This is a genomic window from Candidatus Accumulibacter vicinus (genome assembly GCF_000584955.1).
In the GTDB taxonomy this organism is placed as follows: Bacteria; Pseudomonadota; Gammaproteobacteria; order Burkholderiales; family Rhodocyclaceae; genus Accumulibacter; species Accumulibacter vicinus.
On sequence record NZ_JDSS02000043.1, the window covers coordinates 1 to 1,541 of the forward strand.

The 1,541-nt window shown below is 69.6% G+C and carries 1 protein-coding gene; it reads right to left on the bottom strand.

The features are described from left to right. Positions 1-441 precede the first annotated feature (441 nt). A partial coding sequence (locus CAPSK01_RS18305; RefSeq protein WP_273704034.1) for an alpha/beta hydrolase occupies positions 442-1,541 on the bottom strand: 1,100 nt, incomplete at its 5' end.

Sequence of the window (1,541 nt, forward strand, 5' to 3'; positions counted from 1 at the left end):
ACCAACGGATTCTTCGGCTATTGACCCGAAGGACAAATTCACCCTGGGAGTGTTGGAGTGTTTTGGCCGCGCAAAACGCCATACCAAGAGTCATCGCGTCTGGCCGGGCTCAGGACCCGAAAAGCCGCTGCGCGGTAGGTGTTCGGGATCTTGATTCCCGGAAATCGCCTTACTGTTCGTCAACGCCGTGACTGATCTTGTCGACACGCAGGAGCAGTCCGCTCAACTGCGTGCCGCTGATCGGGTCGTCGCGGCCGTCGTCGTTCGCGAAAACGAGCTGGCCTTGTGGCCCCGTGAACTTGTCGGCCTCGCCGGCGCCGACCTGGCACCCCGGGCATCGGCGCGCCGGACTGCGAAACCGCCGTCCGATCCGGCTGCCCGGTGGCGGATGAGCGGGCGATCCGCGCTTGCCTCGGCGAGCCATCGAGCGCGCGCCGGCGATTACGCGCCGATCAGCCAGTAGCGCTCGCCGCGCTCGGTCGCCACCGCGCGCAGGCCGAAGCGGCGCTCCGGCGCCGCGCCGTGGCGGATCAGCGCGTGCATATCGCAGATCACGTCGCGGGCTTCGGCGACGTAGCCGTGCCCGAGCAGCGTCAGATCGGCGTTGACGGCGTTCACCGTGTCGATGCCGGGCGCGATGGTGACCGGCGGCATGAGTCCGGCGCGCGGGTAGTCGTGCAGCCAGCGCGACGCCTCGACCGCCGCATCGCGGCTGGAGACGTACAGCGTCGTGCGCTGCGCGAGCCGCGGATAGGCGGCGCAGCGCTGCAGGAACTGACGCGCATCGACGTCGGCCGCGGCCAGCATGATCTGCCCGAAGCGCACATCGACGCGCCGCCGGGCCTCGTCGGCGATCCTGTGCACGGCGCGCAAGACGGCACGGTTGCCCATGCTGTGCGCGATCACATGCACCCGGCTGGCGCCCGTGCGCAGCGCGAAGTCGTACAGAAAGTCGGCGATCGGTTCTTCGTCCAGCTCGATGGCGGCCTCGTCGGCCAGGTAGCTCGCCACTTCGCCGCGCGAGGCCCAACTGTAGAAGGCCATCGTCCCCCGGATCTGGAGATCGAAGCCGATCTGCGCGGCGCGCAGCGCGGCCTCCTCGAAGTCGACGTTGAAGCCGTGGATGAAGACGACCGCGTCGCGCTCGTCCACCGGGCACTGCTGCAGGTGCTCGCCAAGCTGCCGCCAGAAGGTCTCGGCGTTCGCCGCGTCGACGGCGAGCAGGCGCAAGCGGTCGTCGGTGAAGGTGACGAGGCGCTTCCACCAGGGGGAGCCGAGGGCGCCGACCTTGTGCGAGCGCGGGATGAACACCCGGCAACTGCCGTAGTGAATCCGGCTGTCGCGCTCGACGCCGAAGCCGAGCGCGGAGTTCGTCGCGTCGAGCGGTATACGGCTGGTCGCGTACCAGACGCGGTACTCGGCGTCCGCTTGCGGACCCGTCGGCGCGAAGCCGGCGTAGGCCGCGAGTTGCCGGGCGAGGCCGCGCACGAGACCGTTCCGGCCCTCACGGTGGCCGCCGTCCGCGGCACCGGCAAGTGCAG